This is a genomic window from Kocuria sp. KRD140, assembly GCF_017168375.1.
GTDB lineage: Bacteria > Actinomycetota > Actinomycetes > Actinomycetales > Micrococcaceae > Kocuria > Kocuria marina.
Map to the genome: position 1 here is coordinate 496,562 of NZ_JABFAW010000009.1, position 21,136 is coordinate 517,697.

Consider the following 21,136-nt stretch of genomic DNA (forward strand, 5'->3'; position numbering starts at 1 on the left):
AGAGGTGTATAAGAGACAGCGCCCCCGGTGGTCCCCGCCCTCACGGACCGCACTGGACTGCACGCGGAACACCGGCGCCTGCGCGAAGTACGCCGACAGCTCGCCGCCGAGGGGGCACCCCTGGGCAGGCGGGCTGGCGCCCTGGGTGCGTGGTTCTTCGCGCGGTTCATGTCGGTGTTCCCCGTGCGCGTGGTGGCGCACTACATGTTCCACGGCGGGCCGCTCATGTCCGCCGGGCTCGCGTACCAATTGCTCTTCGCGTCCTCGTCCCTGCTGGTGATCTGCTTCGCAGCACTCGCCACGTTCCTGGGAACCGACTCGCCGCTGCAGCAGACGCTCGTGGCGGGTCTGGTGCAGAACATCCCCGGACTCCTGGACGTGGGGGACGGTAACGGGGGAGTCATCCCGCTGAGCCTGCTCGAGAACACGGGGCCCTTCACCGTGGCCTCCACCGTGGCGCTCGCGGTGCTGTTGTTCACCGCGTGGCGCTGGGTGGCCGGGATCCGGCTGGCCACGCGGCGGATGTTCGAACTGCCGCCCGCCCCCGGGGTGCCCGTGGCGGCCGTACCGCGCGATCTCGCGTGGCTCGTGGTGATCGGGATCCTGCTGCTCGCCTCCGCGACCGTGAGCGTCTTCGCGTCCGGCGCCGTGGACGGGGTGCTTGGGTGGCTCGGTCAGCTCGGTCTCACGCGCCTGCAGCCGTGGTTGGACGGCGGGGCCAAGTCCGCGGTCACGCTCGGCGTGGGTCTGCTCGTGGACATCCTGATGAGTCTGGCCCTGGTGAGCGGGGTCGCCCAGCTCAAACTGCATCGCAAGGCCCTGCTGGCCACCATCGTCACGGGTGCCCTGGGCTCGCAGGTGCTGCGCTACGGTGGCAGCGAAATCATCGCCCGCAGCGCGGACAACCCCTATCTGCTCTCGTTCGCGGTGCTCGTGGGTGTACTGCTGTGGTTCAACCTCTACGGGCAGGTTCTGTTGCTCGCGGCCGCCGTGGGCGCGCTCGTGCAGGCGGACATCCGAGGGGCCCGCGCCCAGCCGGAGCGCGAGGACCGGGCCGTCACGGTCGTGGCGGCGACCTCCCTGCCCGATGCCGCTCGGGGCCTCGGACACGCAACTCCCGTCCGCTTCGACAGGCCGGTGGCGGGCAGCAGCCCCGCGGTAGGTAGTGGCCCCGCGGCGTCGTCGTCGGAGAGCTGAAAGCCCGGGAAAGACCGCGGCCCCGGGATCCACGAGGGATCCCGGGGCCGCGGTCGTGCCACGAGGGGTCACAAGGCGGAGGCGAAGACCGCCTTCTTGACCTCGGCGATGGCCTTGGTCACCTGGATGCCGCGGGGGCACGCCTCGGTGCAGTTGAAGGTGGTACGGCAGCGCCACACGCCTTCCTTATCGTTGAGGATCTCCAGGCGCATGTCACCGGCCTGGTCACGCGAGTCGAAGATGAACCGGTGCGCGTTGACGATCGCGGCCGGGCCGAAGTACTGCCCGTCCGTCCAGAACACCGGGCACGAGGACGTGCACGCGGCGCAGAGGATGCACTTGGTGGTGTCGTCGAAGCGCGCGCGGTCCTCCTGGGACTGGAAGCGTTCTCCGGTGGGGGTGTGGTCCTCGTTCACCAGGAACGGCATGATCTCGCGGTAGGACTGGAAGAACGGTTCCATGTCCACGATCAGGTCCTTCTCGCACGGGAGGCCCTTGATGGGCTCCACGAGGATGGGCTTGGACAGGTCCAGGTCCTTGAGAAGGGTCTTGCACGCGAGCCGGTTGCGGCCGTTGATGCGCATGGCGTCCGAGCCGCACACGCCGTGTGCGCACGAGCGGCGGAAGGACAGGGAACCGTCCAGCTCCCACTTGACCTTGTGCAGGGCGTCCAGCACGCGGTCGGTGCCGTACATGGTTAGGTTCCACTCGTCCCAGTGCGCCTCGGAGCTGAACTCGGGATCATAGCGGCGGACCTTGAGCACCACGTCGTACGTGGGGATCGACTCCTCGCCCTTGTCGCCGGGCTTCTGAGCGTCCTGGGTCTGGTTCTCGGTGGCTGCAGTGGACATCAGTACTTACGCTCCATCGGCTCGTAGCGGGTCATGATCACCGGCTTGGTCTCCTGCCGGATTCCCGCGGTGGGGGACGACGGGTCCTCGTACACCATGGAGTGGACCATGAAGTTCTCATCGTCTCGGTTGGGGAAGTCCTCGCGGAAGTGACCACCGCGGGACTCCTCGCGGTGCAGGGCGGCCACGGACATCACCTTGGCCAGCTGCAGCAGGAAACCCAGCTCCACGGCCTCCAGCAGGTCCAGGTTGAACCGCTTGCCCTGGTCCTGGATGGAGATGTGGGAGTAGCGCTCCTCCAGAGCGGCGATGTCGTCCAGGGCCGTCTGGATGGTCTCGGCCGTGCGGAACACCTGCATGTTGGCGTCCATGGTGTCCTGCAGGTCCTTGCGAATGGCCGCAACCTTCTCGTCACCGTGCGGGCTGCGCGCGTTGTTGAGCAGCGCCTCGGTGCGCTCGGTGGCGTTGTCGGGGATCGGCAGGAACTCGGCGTCCCGCGCGTATTCCGCGGCGTAGATTCCGGAGCGCTTGCCGAACACGTTGATGTCGAGCAGCGAGTTGGTGCCCAGACGGTTGGAGCCGTGCACGGACACGCACGCGACCTCACCGGCGGCGTAGAGACCGGGAACCGTGTTCTCGGAGTCCTGGAAGACCTCGCCCTTGATGTCGGTGGGGATGCCACCCATGCAGTAGTGCGCGGTGGGGAACACGGGCACCGGCTCAGTGTAGGGCTCCACACCCAGGTAGGTGCGGGCGAACTCGGTGATGTCCGGGAGCTTGGCGTCGATGTGCGCCGGCTCCAGGTGGGTCAGGTCCAGCAGGACGTAGTCCTTGTTGGGGCCGCAACCGCGGCCCTCACGGACCTCGTTGGCCATGGAACGGGCCACGATGTCACGGGGGGCCAGGTCCTTGATGGTGGGGGCGTAGCGCTCCATGAAACGCTCACCCTCGGAGTTACGCAGGATGCCACCCTCACCACGGGCGGCCTCCGAGACCAGGATGCCCAGGCCCGCCAGGCCCGTGGGGTGGAACTGCACGAACTCCATGTCCTCGAGGGGCAGGCCGTTGCGGAACGCGATCGCCATGCCGTCGCCCGTGAGGGTGTGGGCATTGGACGTGGTCTTGAAGACCTTGCCCGCGCCACCGGAGGCGAAGATCACGGACTTGCACTGGAACACGTGCAGCTCGCCGGTCGCGAGATCGTAGGAGACCACACCGGCGGGGCGGCGGCCCTCCGGGGTGTCCACCATGATCAGGTCCAGGACGTAGTACTCGTTGTAGAACTCCACGTTGTGCTTGATGCACGTCTGGTAGAGGGTCTGCAGGATCATGTGACCGGTACGGTCCGCGGCATAGCACGCGCGGCGGACGGGGTTCTTACCGTGGTCGCGGGTGTGTCCACCGAAGCGACGCTGGTCGATCTTGCCCTCGGGGGTGCGGTTGAAGGGCAGTCCCATGTGCTCCAGGTCCAGCACCGCGTCGATGGCCTCCTTGGCCATGACCTCCGCGGCGTCCTGGTCCACCAGGTAGTCGCCACCCTTGACGGTGTCGAACGTGTGCCACTCCCAGTTGTCCTCCTCGACGTTGGCGAGGGCGGCGCACATGCCGCCCTGGGCCGCACCGGTGTGGGAACGCGTGGGGTAGAGCTTGGTCAGTACGGCAGTGCGGGCGCGCTGGCCGGATTCAATGGCGGCACGCATGCCGGCGCCGCCGGCGCCGACGATTACCACATCGTACTTGTGAACCTGCATACCAGATGTTCTTTCTATGTGGGTGAGTGGGAGAAGTATCGGGTCCCGGCCGCTCGGGCCGCGACGACGCACGACGGCGGAGCCGGGGGCTCCGCCGTGGCCGCGATCACGCTCCGGGGCAGAAGGACGCCAGCAGCGCGGGGTCCGCACCGGCGGGGCACGGCTCGAAGGTGAAGATCACCATGGTGCCCAGCAGGATCACGAAGCCCGAGGCCACGAAGAGCAGCACCTTGAGCCAGAAGCGGGTGGTGTTGCGATCGGCGTAGTCGTCGATGATGGTACGGATACCGTTGGTGCCGTGGAGCATGGCCAGCCACAGCATGACCAGGTCCCAGACCTGCCAGAACGGGTTGGCCCACTTGCCGCCCACGAACCCGAAGTCGATCGCGTGCACGCCGTCCCCCACCATGAGGTTGACGTAGAGGTGACCGAACACGAGCACGAGCAGCACCACGCCCGACATGCGCATGAACAGCCACGCGATCATCTCGAAACTGCTGCGGGACGAACCGGCGCGGTTGTACTTCACGCCGTCCACCTGAAGGTCCCGGCTGCGGGGGACGCTGATCTTGGTCTTGAGAGGAGTGCTCACGGAATTAACCCCCGAAAACGACTGAGAGGTGACGGATGAGGAACGGGATCATCACGATGACCCAGAGGGCGATGACGCCCCAGAGCAGGCCCTTCTGGTTCTTGGTCCCGCCCTTCCAGAAGTCGATCAGGATGATGCGCAGGCCGTTGAAGGCGTGGTAGACGATCGCGGCCACGAGGCCGGCCTCGCCGAGACCCATCACGGGGTTCTTGTAGGTCGCCATCACTGCGTTATACGCCTCGGGGGATACACGCACGAGAGCGGTGTCGAGGACGTGGACCAGCAAGAAGAAGAAGATGGCCACGCCGGTAATACGGTGGGCGACCCAAGACCACATGCCGTACTGGCCGCGGTAAAGGGTGCCCCTGGTTGAGTTCGCCACGGAATGTCCTCCCTGTGTCGCTCGTCGTCGTGCGCACCGAAGAATGGTCGAAGAAGAAGGCAGCGTTCTCGCGCGAGTGCACGGCGATGGCGGAGCCCTGGCTGGCTCTGTCATGGATGATGCGGTAGTTCTCGTCAAAGATACCAGCCCCCCGCACATTTCCTGACAACGTGTCTGCAAGTGTGCCCCCCGGAATAGCGCGGAATTAGCGCATTGTTCTGTGTCTGAATCGGCTCCGGCCGTGCGCCGTCCGAACGCCCCGCGAGCGGCCGTCAAGCGGCCCCACGACCTCCGTGCGTAGGGTCCGCCGGCGACGTCTCACGGGGCCTTCGAGGGACCCTCTCGCCCGGGTGCGGGGTCGGGCCCGCGAAGGCTCACGGGAAGTCCCCGTGGGCCGGCCGGCCGCGTCGTGCGTGGGCACACCCGGCCCGTGTGCGGCCCGTACCCCGGGATGTCACGGGTGACGCATCCAGGGCCGCCGGGGGAGGGGGCCGTACACTGACCGTCGTGACTTCGCCATTGCAACGTTTCCATCCGTTCATCCCCGCGGGCGGGGTGGGTTCACGGCTGTGGCCGCTGTCCCGTGCGGATGCCCCCAAGTTCTTGCTGGACCTCACGGGCTCCGGCTCGTCCCTGCTGCGGGCCACCTTTGACCGGCTCGCGGGCCTGTCCGCCGGTCCGGTCATGGTCGTGACCGGGCGCTCCCACGCCGGGGCGGTGCAGGAACAGCTGCCCGAGCTCACGGCGGACGACCTCGTGCTCGAGCCGTCCCCCAAGGACTCCGCGGCGGCGATCGGCCTCGCGTGCACGCTCATCGAGCGCCGCGACCCCACCGCGATCATCGGTTCGTTCGCGGCGGACCACGTGGTGGAGCCCGCCTCGGCGTTCCAGGAGGTCGTCAAGGAAGCGGTGCGGGCGGCGGACACCGGACGCATCGTCACGATCGGGATCACGCCGTCGTCGCCCGCCACGGGCTTCGGCTACATCAAGGCGGGGCAGTCCCTAGGACTCGATCAGGCACCCCACGCGCTCGCCGTGGAGCAGTTCGTGGAGAAGCCGGACGAGGAGACCGCGCGCGCTTACGTGGCCAGCGGGAAGTACACGTGGAACGCGGGCATGTTCGTGGCGCCCGTGGGTCTCATGCTCTCCTACCTGCGCCGCAGCGAACCCGAGCTCGCGCGGGGCCTGGACCGAATCGCGGACGCGTGGGAGACCCCCGAGCGGGACGCCGTCGTGGACGAGGTGTGGCCCACCCTGACCAAGACCGCGATCGACTACGCCGTGGCCGAACCCGCCGCCGCGGCCGGGGACGTGGCCATGGTCCCCGGGGACTTCACCTGGGAGGACGTGGGGGACTTCGCGGCGATCAACCGGCTCAACAAGGTGGACCCGCGCACGGACGCGCCAGTGTCCATCCTGGGCCAGAACAACCGTGTGCTCACGGACGAGTCCTCCGGGATCGTCGTGTCCGACACGGGGCGGTTGATCGCGCTGATCGGCGTGGCGGACATCGTGGTCGTGGACACCCCGGATGCCCTGCTGGTCACCACGGCCGAGCACGCGCAACGGGTCAAGAACGCGGTGGACTCCCTCAAGCGCAACGGCGACACGGACGTCCTGTGAGCCCCGCCGCCGCCCGCGCTGAATCACCGCGCGGGGTCCCGGCGGTACTGTGACACACATGTTGGATCTGCCTCTGCCGTCCGCCGACGACATCGGACTGCCCCCGGCCATCGGCCCCCTGCTCTCGCACTACCTCCCGGACCTCGTGCGCTTCCGCCGGGACATCCACAAGCACCCGGAACTGTCCTACGAGGAGTACCGCACCACGGACCGGATCGTGCACGCCCTCGAGGCCGCCGGGTTGCACCCCGTGCGCTTCGAACGCACCGGGTGCTACGTGGACGTGGGTCGCGGGCCCGTGATGGTGGGCCTGCGCGCGGACATCGACGCCCTGCCCATCCTCGAGGACACGGGCCTGGACTACGCGTCCGTCAACGAGGGCGTGATGCATGCGTGCGGTCACGACATCCACACCACGGTCATGCTCGGGGTGGCCCGCGTGCTCGCCGACGTGCACCGTTCGTCCCCGTTCGCGGGCACCGTGCGCGTGGTCTTCCAGCCGGCCGAGGAGAAACTGCCCGGCGGCGCCCTGACCATCATCAAGGAGGACGTGCTGGCCGGCGTGCCGCGGATGTTCGCCCTGCACTGCGAACCCAAGGTGGACGTGGGCCAGGTAGGCACGCGCATCGGGGCGATCACCTCGGCGTCGGACACCATCCGGATCGAGCTGTCCGGACGCGGCGGGCACACGTCCCGCCCGCACCTGACCGAGGACCTGGTCTACGCGATGAGCCAGATCGCGATCAACGTGCCCGCGGTGCTCTCCCGCCGCGTGGACGTGCGCTCCGGGGTGGCCGTGGTGTGGGGTCAGATCCACGCAGGTGTGGCACCCAACGCGATCCCCATGTCCGGTTTCATGTCCGGGACCATGCGTTGCCTGGACGCGGACGCGTGGTCGCGCGCCGGGGACATGCTGGACGAGGTCGTGGAGCAGGTGGCCGCACCGTACGGCGTGAACGTGGACCTCGAGCACATCCGGGGTGTGCCGCCGGTGGTCAACGGCGAGACCGAGACCACCCTGCTGGAGATCGCCGCGCGGGCGGAGCTGGGGGAGGAGAGCATCCTGCTGGTGGAGCAGTCCATGGGCGGGGAGGACTTCGCGTGGTTCCTGCAGCACGTCCCCGGCGCCATGATGCGCCTGGGGACCCGGGCTCCCGGCGGCCGCACCTACGACCTGCACCAGTCCGACTACGCCCCTCAGGAGGAGGCGATCGGCTGCGGCGTGCAGGTCATGGCCTCCACGGCGTTGCGCGCCATCCGCTTGCGCGTGCGCGAGCTCGCGGACGCGACGACGACGCCGGACGCCCCGCAGCCCTGACACGCCCGCGGTGAGCGTACTGCTGGGTACTTCCGGGGCTACACTGAGCTGACCTATGACCCGTCTCACTGCACGGGTCACCGCCCGGGGACACGGGCCGGTGACCCGTGCACTGTGTTCCCGGGTCACGACCCACATCTGATCCCAGCCCGACCGGAGGACCTCATGACCACTCGACGCTTGCGCACCCTGGGGACGCTTGGCCTGGCCGGGGTCACCGGCCTGGTCCTGGCGGGTTGCGGTGCCGCCCCGGACAACGCCGGCGACAGCAGCGCCCAGGCCTCCGACTTCAAGGGCTGCATCGTCTCCGACGACGGCGGTTTCCAGGACCGTTCCTTCAACCAGAGCTCCTATGAGGGCCTCAAGGCCGCCGAGGAGCACAAGGGCATCCAGATCAGCCAGGCCGAGTCCCAGTCCGAGACGGAGTTCGAGCCCAACCTGACCTCCATGGCGCAGCAGGGCTGCAACCTCACGGTCTCCGTGGGCTTCCTGCTCGCGGACACCACCAAGAAGGTGGCCGCGGCCAACCCGGAGAAGCACTTCGCGATCGTGGACGACAACTCGATCAAGGCGGACAACGTCAAGCCCATCGTCTACAACACCGCCCAGGCGGCGTTCCTGGCCGGGTACCTCGCGGCGGGCACGTCCGAGACGGGCAAGGTCGCCACGTACGGCGGCATGGACATCCCCACCGTGACCGTGTTCATGGACGGTTTCGCGGACGGGGTGAAGTACTACAACGAGAAGAACAAGGCGGACGTGCAGGTCCTCGGGTGGAACAAGGACTCCCAGAACGGCACGTTCCTGAGCTCGTTCCAGGATTCTTCCAAGGCCAAGACCGTCACGCAGAACCTCATCGGCGAGGGCGCGGACGTGGTCCTGCCCGTCGCCGGCCAGGCGGCCCAGGGCACCGTGGACGCCATGACCGAGGCCAACCGCAGCGGCAAGAACGTCCGGCTGATCTGGCCGGACACCGACGGCTACGAGACCCTGGACGCCGGCAAGGAGTTCCTGCTCACGTCCGTGCTCAAGGAGATGTCCACCTCGGTCGAGGACGTCGTGACGCAGGCCGCGGACGGCAACTTCGACAACACCCAGTACGTGGGCACGCTCGAGAACGGTGGTGTGGGCCTGGCCCCCTACCACGACCAGCAGGACGAGGTCAGCGAGGACCTCGACAAGCAGGTCCAGCAGCTCAAGCAGGACATCATCGACGGCAAGGTCACGGTGCAGTCCAAGAACGCCCCCACCGCCTGAGCGGGCGGGCCCGGCAGGAGCAGAACAGTGCAGTTGAAACTGACGGACGTCACCAAGAAGTTCGGTGACTTCACCGCCAACAACCGTGTGAACCTCACGGTGGAACCACATCAGATCCACTGTTTGCTCGGTGAGAACGGTGCGGGCAAGTCCACGCTCATGAACGTGCTGTACGGGCTGTACGAGCCCACGTCCGGCACGATCGAGATCGACGGCGCGCCCGTCAGTTTCTCCGGCCCCGGCGATGCCATGGCGGCCGGGATCGGCATGGTGCATCAGCACTTCATGCTGATCCCGGTCTTCACGGTCGCCGAGAACGTGGCCCTGGGTCACGAGAACACGCGCGGGATGTCCCTGGACCTGGAGACCACCCGGGCCCGGATCCGGGAGATCTCCGAACGCTACGGCTTCGCGGTGGACCCGGACGCCGTGGTCGAGGACCTGCCCGTGGGCGTCCAGCAGCGGGTCGAGATCATCAAGGCCCTCGTGCGGGACGCCAAGGTGTTGATCCTGGACGAGCCCACGGCCGTGCTGACCCCCCGGGAGACGGACGAGCTGCTCGAGATCATGCGGCAACTGCGGGACAACGGCACGTCCATCGTGTTCATCTCCCACAAGCTGCGCGAGGTCCGGGCGGTGTCGGACGTGATCACCGTGATCCGGCGCGGGGAAGTGGTCGGCCAGGTGGGTCCGGAAACGTCCACGGACGAGCTTGCGGCCCTGATGGTGGGCCGGGACGTCTCCCTGACCGTGGCCAAGGACACCGCCCACACCACCGGGACCGCGCTCGAGGTGCGCGGGCTCACCGTGGTGGGGGACAACGGCGTCGTGCTGCTGGACAATGTTGACTTCGACGTCGCGCCCGGCGAGATCCTGGCCGTGGCCGGTGTGCAGGGCAACGGACAGACCGAGCTCACCCAGGCCCTCGTGGGACTCGAGGAGCAGGTGAGCGGTTCCGCGCGCCTGGACGGGCAGGAACTCGTGGGGCTGCGCACCCGGGAGATCCTGGCCAGCGGTGTGGGTTTCGTGCCCGAGGACCGTTCCACGGACGGGCTCGTGGGCACCTTCACCGTGGCCGAGAACCTCGTGCTGGACCGCTACCGGGAACGGGAGTTCGCGGCGGGACCGTCCCTGCGCCTCGGTGCGATCAGTGGGCACGCCGGCTCTGAGGTGAACGAGTACGACATCCGCACCGGATCCGTGGACTCTCCGGTGGCCACGCTGTCCGGCGGCAATCAGCAGAAGGTCGTGATCGCCCGCGAGCTCGGGCGGCCCCTCAAACTGTTCGTGGCGTCCCAGCCCACGCGCGGTGTGGACGTGGGATCCATCGAGTTCATCCACAAGCGCATCGTGGCCGAGCGGGACAAGGGCACCGCGGTGCTCATCGTGTCCACCGAACTGGACGAGATCTACGCACTCGCGGACCGCATCGCGGTGTTCTTCCACGGTCGCCTCATGGGTATCGTGGGCCCGGACACCCCGCGCGAGGCCCTTGGGCGCATGATGGCCGGTGAGCCCGCGGACAGCGTGCTGCCGCCCGCGCCGTGGGATCACTCGCACGACGACGGCGGGTCCCCGGCGGGCGGCTCGACGGCCGCACCCGCGACCGCTCCCGCTCACGCGGGCGACGCCGCTGCCGTCACCCTGGATGGGGACGGCCTCGATCCCGGCTCCCACCCCACCGACCGAACCACCGACCGACCCGAGGGGAACCGCACGGCATGAGCGCGTCCACCGCACCGGCCACCTCCGATCAGGTCTCGGCCCCGCCACCCACCGAACTCTCCGCTGAGGACCCGCGCCGCACCCTGCTAGGCTCCACCCTGCAGTCGGTGCTCGCGGTCGTCGTGGCGCTGATCCTGGGCGGGCTGCTGATCGCAGTCACGGACGAGCGCGTCCGCCAGGCCGCCGGGTACTTCTTCGCCCGCCCCGGGGACACGCTCTCCGCGATGTGGCGAGCGGCCTCGAGCGCGTACATCGCCATGTTCTACGGCGCGGTGTATAACCCCAACGGCAGCACGCTCGCGGACCGGTTGTACCCGCTGACCGAGACCCTGACCGTGGCGACCCCCCTGATCCTCGCGGGTCTGGGCGTGGCCCTCGCGTTCCGGGCCGGGCTGTTCAACATCGGCGCCCAGGGACAGATCCTGATCGGTGCCACGCTCGCGGCGTGGGTTGGTTTCGCGTGGCAGTTGCCCGTGGGACTGCACCTGCTCGCCGTCGTCGTCGCCGGCGCCGCGGGCGGTGCCGTGTGGGGCGGGATCGTGGGACTGATCAAGGCGCGCACGGGCGCGCACGAGGTCATCCTCACGATCATGCTCAACTACGTGGCCCTGAACCTCGTGGCGTGGTTGCTCACGCTGCCGGGGTTTCAGCGCGAGGGCTCGTCCAACCCCATCAGCCCGCCCGTCGCGGACACCGCGATGTTCCCCAAGCTGCTGGGTGACCACTTCCGGTTGCACTGGGGCTTCGTGGTGGCCGTGCTGGCCACCATGGCCGTGGCGTGGCTGCTCAACCGTTCCACCGTGGGCTTCGAGCTGCGCGCCGTGGGAGCGAACCCCCGCGCCGCGCGTACCGCGGGCATTTCCGTGACCCGCGGGTTCGTCGTCGTCATGCTCCTCGCCGGCCTGCTGGCCGGGCTCGCGGGTACCGCGCAGATCGCCGGTACGGAACACTCGCTGACCTCGGGCGTGGCCGCGTCCTTCGGCTTCGACGCGATCACCGTAGCCCTGCTCGGCCGCTCGCGTCCGTGGGGGACGTTCTTCGCGGGCATCCTCTACGGGGCCTTCCGCGCCGGTGGCGTGACCATGCAGTCCATGACGGGGACCAACATCGACATCGTGCTGGTCGTGCAGTCCCTGATCGTGCTGTTCGTGGCGCTGCCCCCGCTATTCAAGTTCGCTACCCGTCGCTCGCAGGAGGCCGCCGCGTGAGTACCGCTATCACTTCGCAGTCCTCCGGTCCTTCGTCCGGATCTCCGGAGCACGCGCCCGAAGCCGCTCTGGCCACCTCCGCCGCGAACCGCGCCGTGGGTGTGCGGACCCTGCGGCCTGCAATCGGCCTGGGTGTCCTGGCGCTCGTGTCCCTGATCGTCTTCGCGCTGAACGCCTCCGGGCAGAGGGTGGACTTCCGGTTCTCGAATGACGGCGGTGCCATCCGCCTGCCCGACGTCTCCGTGCCCTCCGCCCCCTACGGTTGGGTAGTCACGATCGTGCTCGCCGCCCTCGCGGTGTACGCGGCCGTGCAGGCGCGCAAGCTGCCGCGCTGGGCGGTGATCGTGGCCGGTTTCTTCTTCGTGACCGGGTTCCTGGTGTGGATCGTGGGCACCGCCCAGACGCCCAGCATCTCCATCACGGCGTTGCTCGCCGGGTCCGTGGCACTCGCCACGCCGCTCGTGTTCGGTTCCTTGGGCGGTCTGCTGTGTGAGCGCTCGGGCGTGGTGAACATCGCGATCGAGGCCCAGCTGCTCTTCGGCGCGTTCTCCGCCGCGGTCGCAGGGACTGTGGCGGGCAACCCCTGGGTGGGTCTTCTCGCGGCCATGCTGGGATCGGTGCTCGTCTCCGCCGTGCTCGCCCTGTTCGCGATCCGCTACCGCGTGAACCAGGTGATCGTGGGCGTGGTGCTCAACGTGCTCGTCTCCGGCCTGACCGGGTTTCTCTTCGCCACCGTGCTCGAGCCCAATGCGGCGTCCTTCAACGCTCCCGACCGGTTGCCGCACGTGCGCATCCCGGTGCTCGCGGAGATTCCCGTGGTGGGTCCCGTGCTGTTCGACCAGTCGGTGATCGGCTACATCATGTACCTCGCGGTGATCGTGGTGTGGTTTGCGCTGTACCGCACCCGGTGGGGCCTGCGCACCCGCGCGGTGGGGGAGCACCCCAAGGCCGCGGACACCCTGGGTGTCTCGGTGAACGCATTGCGCGTGCGCAACGTGCTGCTGGGCGGTGCGGTGGCCGGTCTGGGCGGGGCGTTCTACACGCTCGTCTCGGTGTCCGCCTTCACACGGGACATGACCGCGGGCGCCGGTTACATCGCCCTGGCCGCGCTGATCTTCGGTCGCTGGAACCCCGTGGGTGCGCTGCTCGCGTCCCTGCTGTTCGGTTTCGCGTCCAACCTGGAATCCATCCTGTCCTTCCTGGGCACCCCGGTGCCCAGCCAGTTCCTGGCCATGCTGCCGTACGTCGTGACCATCCTCGCGGTGGCGGGCCTCGTGGGCCGCTCCCGCGGCCCGGCCGCCTCGGGCGAGCCGTACACCAAGGAATAAGGACCACCGCGGTCCGACGACGCCGCCGCGCGCGCCGCTCGCACGGCCACGCGGCGTCGTCGTGCGGCAGTTCGACCGCGGGACCGAGCGAATACGGAACCGAGCAATCCTGAAGACCGAGCGACGAGGAGAGCGAACGATCATGAGTGAATCCCACAACCCGGTGGACGAAACCACGTGGCGTGACCTGCAGCGTGCCGCCACGGACGCCCTGGCGCACTCCTATTCGCCGTATTCCCAATATCCGGTCGGAGCGGCCGCGCTCGTAGACGACGGCCGCGTGGTCACGGGTGCGAACATCGAGAACGCGTCGTACGGGGTGACCCTGTGCGCCGAGTGCTCCATGGTGAGCGCGCTGTTCATGTCCGGCGGGGGCAAGCTCGTGGCGTTCGTGTGCGTGGACGGTCACGGAGAGGTGCTCATGCCGTGCGGGCGCTGCCGGCAGCTGCTCTACGAACACCGGGCCCCGGGGATGGAACTGCTCACGGTCAGCGGGGTCCGCACCATGGACCAGGTGCTCCCGGACGCGTTCGGGCCGGAGAACCTGTAACCGGGGCGGAGCGACGTCGAGCCCGTCACGGACCGGCGCACGGGCCCGGTTCCCGGTATCCGCGGAGTCCGCGCCACCTATACTTTGCAGGAAACCAAGCCCGGCTCTGGAAGGGAAACGAACACGTGGGTCTGAGAGATCTGTTCCGCAGCAAGAAGAACGACACCCCGACACCCCAGCCGGCTCCCGGCGCCCGCCCCGTCGACCCTGCGGCCGCTCCCCAGAGCGCGCAGGGCGCTCCCGAGGCACCGCAGCAGGCGCAGGAGAACGCGCTGCGTCGTCATGATCCGAACGCAGTCGCCCTGCCGGAGTCCGGTGCGCTGCGCAACCTCGTGGAGCTGTTGCTGTCCCGCGGCGCGGACCGTGCGCGGCTGACCCTCGTGCAGTCGGGCAACATCATGACGCACCAGACCCGCCAGGCCGTCGGGGATGCCCAGGACGAGGTCGAGAACGGCACCGTGGACCAGGGCTCGCCGCTGTTCGACGACGTCGCGGATCTCTACACCCAGGCCATGAACACCCCCGTGGGGCCGTGGCGTCAGCTGGACCTGATCGCCGCCAACCCGCACGACGGGCAGCGCGAGATCACCGTGACCTACGACTTCCCCAACGGAGAGTCCCGCACGGAGCAGTATGTGCACGGCGCCCCGGCGGAGGCGTCGCAGCATGACCCGGTGGCCGGGGCCCCCGTCGTCGACGGCGCGCTCGCCCAGGACTCCCGGCCCGCCGCCGGGACAGTCCCGGCTGACACCGCCCAGGTCGACGACGATGCCGTGCGGGTGGTGCCCGAGCATGGGCCGAGCGAACCCGCCGAGGACGGCGAGGTGCTCACGGCCGGTCACGCGGCCCCCGTGGTCGCCGAGGACACCGACCCCGCGCCCGTTGTGGAGCACGAGCAGTCCGAGCCCGCGGCACCGGTCGTGCAGGACGAGTCCCTTGAAACGCCCGCGGTGGCCGATCGGGATGCCGCCGAGCTCACGGCGCAGCAGGAAGAGGCCGAGCAGCTCCAGCGGTCGGAGCCGCTCGACGAGCGGGGACAGTTCGAGCAGCGGGAGTCGGCCCTCGACGCCGAGCCCGTCGCGCAGACCACCGAGGATCGTCCCGAGGTGATCGACGCGACCGAGGAGTCCCTCGAGACCGCTCCCGTCCACGACACCGCGGACTACGAGTCCGCGGAGCAGGGGCTCACCGACGAGCAGTCCGCCGCCACCCACGACGTGCACTCCGATTCCGCCACCCAGGCCGTGGGAGCGGGCGTGGTGGGCATGTCCACCGCGGACGAGACCGAGCTGGGCGCGCGGAACACCACCAAGGAGTCCAGCCCCGAGGACCTCCCGGCCCACGTGGACGAGTCCGAGTTCGGCATGGAGCCCGCCGAGAACCTGGTTCCGGCCGCACCCGCCGGGGACACCGAGGACGACCCCGCGAGCGCACCGCAGGTCGCGCTCGCCACGGACGTGGCGCCGTCGTACCGCGGGGCCGAGCCGGAGCAGAGACTCGACCCGGACGCGTTGGCCCCCGGCAACCTCGCGCTGACCACGGGCGACGTGATCTCGCGGCTGGCGGACGCGCAGCGGCACCTGTTCGATTCCGAGGGCACCGCGCGGGACGTCTCCACCGTGCTGATCCGCGTGCGCGCCCTGGGCACCTATTACGACGCCCTGACCCACGTGCGCCTCAACGGGTTCTGGGATCAGCGCCCGACCTTCGAGTTGGTCCCCGAGGACCTGCTCAAGGTCCAGGAGCTCAAGGACGACTCCTACGTGGAGGGCTCCGGCGCACCGCTGGCCATGATGTTCCGCTTCCGCCCGGGCGTTCCGCCCGAGGTCACGTTCGACTACTCGGACGAGGAGGCCTTCGTGCGCTACGAGCAGCGTCTGCCGGGGCAGAACTACCTCGAGGAGCTGCGGATGTACCCGCGCACCGGCTCCAACATCCCGGAGCACGTCAACGAGGCACTGCAGGACTGGAACTACTGATCCATGACCACGAGAACAACTCCCGAGGCCCCCGCCCGCACCACGGACGGGGGCCTCGGGCCACACCGCCGGATCTGCCTCCACGATCACCTGGACGGCGCGCTGCGACCGGCCACGATCATCGACCTCGCCGCTGGGATCGGCTATGAGCTGCCCGCCACGGACCCCGCCGCACTGGGTCGGTGGTTCCGGGACAGCGCCAACTCGGGCAGCCTGGAGCGATACCTCGAGACCTTCGCGCACACCGTGGCCGTGACCCAGACCGCGGACGCGCTGCGCCGGGTGGCCCGCGAGTACGTCGCGGACTGCGCGGCGGACGGGATCGTGCACGCGGAAGTGCGCTGGGCTCCGGAACAGCACGTGGCCGGTGGCCTCACGCTCGACGCCGCCGTGGACGCCGTGCAGGCCGGGCTCGCCGAGGGAGTGGCCCAGGTCAAGGCCGCGGGCGGTCACCTCTCAGTCGTGCAGATCCTGTGCGCCATGCGCCACCTGGACCGCTCTCTCGAGATCGCCGAGCTCGTGGTGCGCCGCGTACGCGCCGCGGCATCCGATAACGCGGCGTCGGACACCACGACGGCGCACGGGGGCGTCCCCAGCGAACCCGCACCCGGGTCCGTGGTCGCGTTCGACCTAGCGGGACCCGAGCGTGGTTTCCCGGCGTCGGATCACCGCGCGGCCCTGGACCTGCTCGCGGAGAACTTCATCCCCGTGACGCTGCATGCGGGTGAAGCGGATGGTGCGGAGTCCATGGCGGATGCGCTCACCGCCGGACGCGCCCTGCGCCTGGGTCACGGCGTGCGGTTGCTCAACGAGGACCCCGATGCGCGGTCGCCGCTGTCCCGGTGGATCCGCGACCGCAGGATCGCGCTGGAGGTCTGCCCGTGCTCCAACCTGCAGACCGGTGCGAGCGCGGTGTGGGGGGACGACATCGCCCATCACCCGGCCACCCGGTTTCTGCGGCACGGCTTCGCGGTCACGATCTCCCCGGATAACCGGCTCATGAGCGACACCTCCGTGGGCAACGAGCTCGAGCTGTTGCGTGAGCAGGCGGGGTGGGACGAGGCCGATCTGGTCGCGGTGCAGCGCAACGCGGCCCGCGCGGCGTTCGTGCCGCGGGCCTATCAGGAATGGCTCGAACGCCACGTGACGGGTGAGGACGCATGACGGCGCCCGAGGAACCGACACGAGAGGCGCCCGCGGGGTCTGTGACCCCGCACGATGAGTCGGCGCAGAAAGCCAGGACGGGGAACATGACCGCCCATGACCCGGCGGTGCCGGACGGAGGCTCCGCACCGGGCGCGGAGTTCGAGCGGCTGCTCGCCGTCATGGACCGCTTGCGTTCGCCGGGCGGGTGCCCGTGGGATGCCGCCCAGACCCACGAGTCGCTGCTGCGCTACCTCGTGGAGGAGAGTTACGAGGTCGTGGAGGCGGTCGAGGCGCTCGAGCCGTCCGAGCGGCGTCGTACCGAGCTCGTGGAGGAACTCGGGGACGTGCTGCTGCAGGTCGTCTTCCACTCGCGCATCGGCCAGGAACACCCCGACGGGCAGCGCTTCGACATCTCGGACGTGCTGGCCGCGGTCACGGACAAGCTCGTGCGGCGCCACCCCGCGGTGTTCCCACCGGGCGACGACGCCGCGGCGCGCCAGGCCGCGGGGACGACCGCTGCGACTGCGGGCGCTGTGAAGGCGACCGCTGCGGACAGCACCGTTGTCGAGGGCACCACCCTGGACAGTGCCAGCCCAGGCGGCACTGGCTCGGATGTGACGGGCGCGGGCAGCGTCGTCGTCGGCAACGGGACACCGAGCGATGCGGAACTCGCCGCGCGCTGGGACGCAGTGAAACGCCGCGAGAAACCCCAGCGCACGCGGATCTTCGACGGCATCCCGCCGGCGCTGCCCGCGCTCGCATACGCCGAGAAGGCCCTGTCCAAGGCGCGCCGGCACGGCGTGGCCGGGCTCCCGGAACCGCGCCCCGAGTCGGACGAGCAGGACCGGCAGGCGGAGGAGGACGCGCTGGGGGAGGAGTTGTTCCGCCGCGTGCAGGACAGCTCCGCGCGCGGCCTCGACGCCGAGCGCGCATTGCGGACGGCGGTGCGACGGTTCGTGCGTGACCACGACGCACCTTTATCGCCCGCACCCAGCGACGCTCGGTAGGCTAAAGACCGGGGGACCGCCCCACGGGTCGACGACCGACAAGGAGATTTTCATGGCAATGATCATTGCGCTGCAAGCCCGCCAGATTCTGGACTCCCGTGGCAACCCCACGGTCGAGGTTGAGGCACTGCTCGAGGACGGCAGCTTCGGGCGCGCGGCCGTGCCCTCCGGCGCGTCCACCGGTGAGTTCGAGGCCGTGGAGCGCCGCGACGGCGACAAGAAGGTCTTCCTGGGCAAGGGCGTGCTGGACGCCGTCCACGCCGTGGACGAGGAGATCGAGCAGGCCGTGGTGGGCCTGGACGCCTCCGACCAGCGCGCCGTGGATCAGGCCATGTTGGAACTGGACGGTACCGACAACAAGGCCAAGCTGGGCGCCAACGCGATCCTGGGCGCCTCCATGGCGATCGCCCGTGCGGCTGCGAGCTCCGCAGACCTGGAACTGTACAAGTACCTGGGCGGGCCCAACGCGCACGTGCTGCCGGTGCCCATGATGAACATCCTCAACGGCGGTTCCCACGCGGACTCCAATGTGGACATCCAGGAGTTCATGATCGCCCCGATCGGTGCTCCCACGTTCTCCGAGGCCCTGCGCTGGGGTGTGGAGGTCTACCACAGCCTCAAGTCCGTGCTCAAGGACCGCGGGCTGGCCACCGGTCTGGGTGACGAGGGCGGCTTCGCCCCGAACCTGGAGTCCAACGCCGCCGCGCTGGACCTGATCCTCGAGGCCATCGAGAAGGCCGGGTACAAGCCCGGTCAGGAGATCGCGCTGGCCCTGGACGTGGCGTCCTCCGAGTTCCACGAGAAGGGTTCCTACACCTTCGAGGGCCAGAAGCGTTCGGCCGAAGACATGTCCCGGTACTACGCCGAGCTGGTCGAGAAGTACCCGCTCGTGTCCATCGAGGACCCCCTGGACGAGAACGACTGGGAGGGCTGGGCAGCGCTCACCGAGCACATCGGGGACAAGGTCCAGCTCGTGGGTGACGACCTCTTCGTGACCAACCCGGAGCGCCTGGGTCGCGGCATCGACGAGCACGTGGCCAACGCCCTGCTCGTGAAGGTCAACCAGATCGGCTCCCTCACCGAGACCTTCGACGCGATCGAGCTCGCCCAGCGCAACGGCTACCGCTGCATGATCTCCCACCGTTCCGGCGAGACCGAGGACACCACGATCGCGGACATCTCCGTGGCCGTGAACGCGGGTCAGATCAAGACCGGTGCCCCGGCGCGTTCCGAGCGCGTGGCGAAGTACAACCAGCTGCTGCGCATCGAGGAGGAGCTCGGCGATTCCGCGACGTACGCCGGCGCCTCCGCGTTCCCCCGCTTCACCGGCAAGTGAGCTGTGCGGCGGCCCCCGTGCCGCCGTGGGTTCCCTGACGACGACGCCGCTCGCCCCCGTTCCCGGGGCCGGGCGGCGTCGTGCTGCGGGTAGACTGACCGAGCACGAACCACCCACGTCACCCGGGAGGCACCCATGGTCGGACCACCCCGCGCGAACCGCGCGGCGGGCGCTCGCGGGACGCTCGGCGCAACCCTCCGCGGGACACGCAACGGTCCGCGAAACGGGACTCGCTGAGGGACACCCCCTCCCAGGACAGCGCTGGCGGCTCGTCGACGCTCGCGGCCCCCACACCCGCCCACTCGTTCAACGGGCGCCTCGTGGCCCTGATCGTGGTGGCCACGCTCATCGTGTTCTTGGCCGCGCCCACCACCAAGATCTTCTTCGACCAGCGCGCGCAGATCTCCGCGCTGCAGCAGAGCATCGCCCACGAACAAGAGCGACAACAGCAGCTCAAGCACGAGGAACAACTGTGGGGGGACGACTCCTACGTGGAGCAACAAGCGCGTGAGCGGATGTCCTACGTGATGCCGGGGGAGAACGCCTACCTGGTGCTCGGCGCGCAACCGGGCGTGCGCCAGAGCGTCGAATCCTCCGCCGAGCAGGTCGAGGCTAGCAAGCCGGCGTGGGCGGACGGGCTGTGGCAGTCCGTGGTGGACTCCGCGTACCCGCCCGAACAGATCACCCTTGAACCGCAGACCCGAGGAAGTGGCAATCAGTGACCGCAGCGGCCCATGAACACCGCCCGTCCGTGACCGATCAGGACCGCACCGTGGTGGGACACCAGCTGGGTCGGCCCCCGCGGGACGTCGTGGAGATCGCGGCGCGCTGCGTGTGCGGGAACCCGCTGGTCGTGGCCACGGCCCCCCGGTTGAGCAACGGTTCCCCGTTCCCCACGGTCTTCTACCTCACGCACCCCGTGATCACGTCCGCGGTGTCCCGGCTCGAGGCCGAGGGCACCATGTACGGCATGTCCGACCGGATCACCGAGGACCCGGAACTCGCCGAGCGGTACCGGGCCGCGCACGAGCACTACCTGGAGCAGCGGCGCCGGATCGGGGAGGAAGCGGGGATCGGCGAGGTTCCCGAGATCGAGGGGATCTCCGCGGGCGGCATGCCCACGCGTGTGAAGTGCCTGCACGTGCTCGTGGGGCACAGCCTCGCGGCCGGTCCGGGGGTGAACCCCCTGGGGGACGAGACCCTCGAGCTGATCTCCGACACCTGGTCCCGGGACCGCTGCGCATGCGATCCCGCGTGGCGCAGCGCGGACTGACCCTCGTACGGCGTTCGCCCCGGTGGGGTGACGTTCCCGAGGGGCGGTCCGATCATGACTGCCCCGATCACTCATGCGCGATCATGCGCGATCATGCGTGTGCCGTGACCAGCGCGGGCATGGGCGGCGGCGCGTTCGCTGGTCAGAGTCCCGGGTCGGGGTCCACGGCGCGCAGCGCCACGTCCACACCGCCGCGCGCGGACTGCCACAAGAACCACCCGAGCAACGTCAGCGTCCCCGCCGCGCGCCGGAGCTACGTGCGCGCGGCCGCGGTCCAGAGCGACCCCAGCCCCGTGCCACGGCACCACGATGCCCGCCGCGGCCATGAGCAACCACGAGACCAATTCGCCGTCGGGCCTGCGGCGCGGATCGCGCTCCGCCGTCCATACCAGCCATGTGAACCGCATGAGCAGCAGGGTGGAACCGGTGGCCACGAGCGGCAGGATCGAGTCCAGGCCCACTCCCAGTACGGAGATGGGCGATACGGCTTCCTTGGACACGTGCGTGTCGAACGCGTCCGGGGTCAGCGTGGCGCCAGCGACGGCGGCCAGGTACGTGCCGATGTTGCCCACGAAGGACAAGAGCATGAAGGCGGTGAGCGCACCGTGGTGCC

Annotated in this window: 19 protein-coding genes; 14 read left to right on the top strand and 5 right to left on the bottom strand. The window is 69.3% G+C overall.

Annotated features, from left to right (window positions below; genetic code table 11):
• Positions 1 to 27: 27 nt before the first annotated feature.
• Entirely contained in the window at positions 28 to 1,197 is a 1,170-nt protein-coding gene (locus J1M36_RS10955; RefSeq protein WP_064847229.1) for a YihY/virulence factor BrkB family protein, read from the top strand.
• Between the two features lie 68 nt (positions 1,198 to 1,265).
• Here J1M36_RS10955 and J1M36_RS10960 read toward each other — a convergent pair whose 3' ends face one another.
• The 4 genes from J1M36_RS10960 to sdhC all read right to left on the bottom strand — a co-directional run bounded on the left by J1M36_RS10960 (position 1,266) and on the right by sdhC (position 4,773).
• A complete protein-coding gene (locus tag J1M36_RS10960; protein WP_064847181.1) occupies positions 1,266 to 2,048 on the bottom strand; it encodes a succinate dehydrogenase iron-sulfur subunit in 783 nt (260 codons plus the stop codon).
• Positions 2,048 to 3,799 carry a succinate dehydrogenase flavoprotein subunit gene (gene sdhA / locus J1M36_RS10965; RefSeq protein ID WP_064847180.1) on the bottom strand — a complete coding sequence of 584 codons (1,752 nt, stop codon included), beginning with the start codon at positions 3,797 to 3,799 and terminating at the stop codon, positions 2,048 to 2,050. The genes J1M36_RS10960 and sdhA overlap by 1 nt, the downstream gene beginning before the upstream one ends.
• A 106-nt stretch (positions 3,800 to 3,905) precedes the next feature.
• Entirely contained in the window at positions 3,906 to 4,391 is a 486-nt protein-coding gene (locus J1M36_RS10970; RefSeq protein ID WP_035963740.1) for a succinate dehydrogenase hydrophobic membrane anchor subunit, read from the bottom strand.
• A gap of 4 nt (positions 4,392 to 4,395) precedes the next feature.
• Positions 4,396 to 4,773, bottom strand: coding sequence for a succinate dehydrogenase, cytochrome b556 subunit (gene sdhC, locus J1M36_RS10975; protein ID WP_082943437.1), 378 nt, complete (start codon positions 4,771 to 4,773; stop codon positions 4,396 to 4,398).
• Positions 4,774 to 5,280: 507 nt separating this feature from the next.
• Between sdhC and J1M36_RS10980 the strand changes: the two genes are divergently transcribed.
• The 13 genes from J1M36_RS10980 (at position 5,281) to J1M36_RS11040 (ending at position 20,523) form a co-directional block, all read left to right on the top strand.
• Positions 5,281 to 6,396: a mannose-1-phosphate guanylyltransferase gene (locus J1M36_RS10980; RefSeq protein ID WP_064847179.1), complete on the top strand. Its 1,116-nt coding sequence runs from the start codon at positions 5,281 to 5,283 to the stop codon at positions 6,394 to 6,396.
• Positions 6,397 to 6,454: 58 nt separating this feature from the next.
• On the top strand, positions 6,455 to 7,714 hold the full coding sequence (locus tag J1M36_RS10985; protein WP_206399519.1) for an amidohydrolase: 1,260 nt from the start codon (positions 6,455 to 6,457) through the stop codon (positions 7,712 to 7,714).
• Between the two features lie 165 nt (positions 7,715 to 7,879).
• Positions 7,880 to 8,971 (top strand): BMP family protein, encoded by a 1,092-nt coding sequence (locus tag J1M36_RS10990; protein ID WP_064847178.1) that lies wholly within the window; start codon positions 7,880 to 7,882, stop codon positions 8,969 to 8,971.
• Between the two features lie 27 nt (positions 8,972 to 8,998).
• Entirely contained in the window at positions 8,999 to 10,696 is a 1,698-nt protein-coding gene (locus tag J1M36_RS10995; protein ID WP_206399520.1) for an ABC transporter ATP-binding protein, read from the top strand.
• Positions 10,693 to 11,904 carry an ABC transporter permease gene (locus tag J1M36_RS11000; protein ID WP_206479599.1) on the top strand — a complete coding sequence of 404 codons (1,212 nt, stop codon included), beginning with the start codon at positions 10,693 to 10,695 and terminating at the stop codon, positions 11,902 to 11,904. Before J1M36_RS10995 ends, J1M36_RS11000 begins: the two co-directional genes overlap by 4 nt.
• Positions 11,905 to 11,972: 68 nt before the next feature.
• Positions 11,973 to 13,232 carry an ABC transporter permease gene (locus J1M36_RS11005; protein WP_241247178.1) on the top strand — a complete coding sequence of 420 codons (1,260 nt, stop codon included), beginning with the start codon at positions 11,973 to 11,975 and terminating at the stop codon, positions 13,230 to 13,232.
• 142 nt (positions 13,233 to 13,374) lie between these two features.
• Complete coding sequence (locus tag J1M36_RS11010; RefSeq protein ID WP_206479600.1) at positions 13,375 to 13,782, top strand: cytidine deaminase; 408 nt, start codon at positions 13,375 to 13,377, stop codon at positions 13,780 to 13,782.
• A 125-nt stretch (positions 13,783 to 13,907) separates the two neighbouring features.
• The gene (locus tag J1M36_RS11015; protein ID WP_206479601.1) at positions 13,908 to 15,761 is read left to right on the top strand and encodes a hypothetical protein; all 1,854 of its coding nucleotides are present in this window, start codon (positions 13,908 to 13,910) and stop codon (positions 15,759 to 15,761) included.
• 3 nt (positions 15,762 to 15,764) lie between these two features.
• Positions 15,765 to 16,925, top strand: a complete 1,161-nt coding sequence (locus J1M36_RS11020; RefSeq protein WP_206479602.1) for an adenosine deaminase — start codon at positions 15,765 to 15,767, stop codon at positions 16,923 to 16,925.
• A gap of 86 nt (positions 16,926 to 17,011) precedes the next feature.
• Positions 17,012 to 17,914 carry a MazG nucleotide pyrophosphohydrolase domain-containing protein gene (locus J1M36_RS11025; RefSeq protein WP_082943435.1) on the top strand — a complete coding sequence of 301 codons (903 nt, stop codon included), beginning with the start codon at positions 17,012 to 17,014 and terminating at the stop codon, positions 17,912 to 17,914.
• A gap of 52 nt (positions 17,915 to 17,966) precedes the next feature.
• Positions 17,967 to 19,250 carry a phosphopyruvate hydratase gene (gene eno / locus J1M36_RS11030; RefSeq protein WP_064847172.1) on the top strand — a complete coding sequence of 428 codons (1,284 nt, stop codon included), beginning with the start codon at positions 17,967 to 17,969 and terminating at the stop codon, positions 19,248 to 19,250.
• A gap of 320 nt (positions 19,251 to 19,570) precedes the next feature.
• Positions 19,571 to 19,972 carry a septum formation initiator family protein gene (locus J1M36_RS11035; protein WP_342358339.1) on the top strand — a complete coding sequence of 134 codons (402 nt, stop codon included), beginning with the start codon at positions 19,571 to 19,573 and terminating at the stop codon, positions 19,970 to 19,972.
• Positions 19,969 to 20,523 (top strand): DUF501 domain-containing protein, encoded by a 555-nt coding sequence (locus tag J1M36_RS11040; RefSeq protein WP_206399522.1) that lies wholly within the window; start codon positions 19,969 to 19,971, stop codon positions 20,521 to 20,523. Before J1M36_RS11035 ends, J1M36_RS11040 begins: the two co-directional genes overlap by 4 nt.
• Before the next feature lie 71 nt (positions 20,524 to 20,594).
• On the opposite strand, the gene J1M36_RS11045 is transcribed toward J1M36_RS11040, so the two are convergent.
• Entirely contained in the window at positions 20,595 to 21,110 is a 516-nt protein-coding gene (locus J1M36_RS11045) for a hypothetical protein (protein ID WP_206479603.1), read from the bottom strand.
• Positions 21,111 to 21,136 lie beyond the last annotated feature (26 nt).

Excerpts from the sequence above, each read along its gene's own strand:
- J1M36_RS10960 (WP_064847181.1), bottom strand. The coding sequence starts at position 2,048 with ATGTCCACTGCAGCCACCGAGAACCAGACCCAGGACGCTCAGAAGCCC.
- sdhA (WP_064847180.1), bottom strand. The coding sequence starts at position 3,799 with ATGCAGGTTCACAAGTACGATGTGGTAATCGTCGGCGCCGGCGGCGCC.
- J1M36_RS10985 (WP_206399519.1), top strand. The coding sequence starts at position 6,455 with ATGTTGGATCTGCCTCTGCCGTCCGCCGACGACATCGGACTGCCCCCG.
- J1M36_RS10990 (WP_064847178.1), top strand. The coding sequence starts at position 7,880 with ATGACCACTCGACGCTTGCGCACCCTGGGGACGCTTGGCCTGGCCGGG.
- J1M36_RS11000 (WP_206479599.1), top strand. The coding sequence starts at position 10,693 with ATGAGCGCGTCCACCGCACCGGCCACCTCCGATCAGGTCTCGGCCCCG.
- J1M36_RS11010 (WP_206479600.1), top strand. The coding sequence starts at position 13,375 with ATGAGTGAATCCCACAACCCGGTGGACGAAACCACGTGGCGTGACCTG.
- J1M36_RS11020 (WP_206479602.1), top strand. The coding sequence starts at position 15,765 with ATGACCACGAGAACAACTCCCGAGGCCCCCGCCCGCACCACGGACGGG.
- J1M36_RS11025 (WP_082943435.1), top strand. The coding sequence starts at position 17,012 with ATGACCGCCCATGACCCGGCGGTGCCGGACGGAGGCTCCGCACCGGGC.
- eno (WP_064847172.1), top strand. The coding sequence starts at position 17,967 with ATGGCAATGATCATTGCGCTGCAAGCCCGCCAGATTCTGGACTCCCGT.
- J1M36_RS11045 (WP_206479603.1), bottom strand. The coding sequence starts at position 21,110 with ATGCTCTTGTCCTTCGTGGGCAACATCGGCACGTACCTGGCCGCCGTC.